This is a genomic window from Streptomyces sp. NRRL F-5630 (assembly GCF_000719475.1).
GTDB lineage: Bacteria > Actinomycetota > Actinomycetes > Streptomycetales > Streptomycetaceae > Streptomyces.
Genome location: NZ_JOGO01000203.1, coordinates 1 through 543, shown reverse-complemented (window position 1 = coordinate 543; position 543 = coordinate 1). Strand labels below are relative to the sequence as shown.

At 70.2% G+C, this 543-nt stretch carries 1 protein-coding gene; it reads right to left on the bottom strand.

Annotation, left to right across the window (positions count from 1 at the left end; genetic code table 11):
• A partial coding sequence (locus tag IF99_RS31430; protein ID WP_037828334.1) for a hypothetical protein occupies positions 1-543 on the bottom strand: 543 nt, incomplete at both ends.

The window sequence follows — 543 nt, the reverse complement described above, 5'->3', positions numbered from 1 at the left end:
AGCCACCGGCAACGGAGGCTCCGGCTGACCGTTGGCGGCGAAGTACGAACCGACCGCGAACCGCAGATCGCCCCACGTCAACGGCGACCGGACACCATTGGCCGCCCGAGTCCGCTCCAGCGCCCAGAAACCCCGCAGCAACGCCTCGAACGCCGCCGCGTCGTTCTCCAGCAACGGACCGTAGACCAGCCGCACCGCCCGCACCCACCGCAGCACATCCGGACCACGACCCCGCTCACCCGTCACCCGCTCCGCAAGCCGCCCCAGCATCGCCGTCGACGGCTCAGGACGGAAACCGGCCCACCAGTCACCCTCCGCCAACTGCCACCGCGCCCCCACATTCCCGTCACCAGGAACCAGCACCGGCTCGATCCCACTACCGGTCCCCCACACCCACCGGTCCAGACCGTTCGACAACACCTGACCCGCCACCGGCGACTCCAGCGGATCAGCCACCGGCGGACCCGCCAGATCAGCACCCACCACCACCGCAGCCGTCTCCGGAGACGCCGCCGTCAGATGACCATCCACCGCGAACAGGAA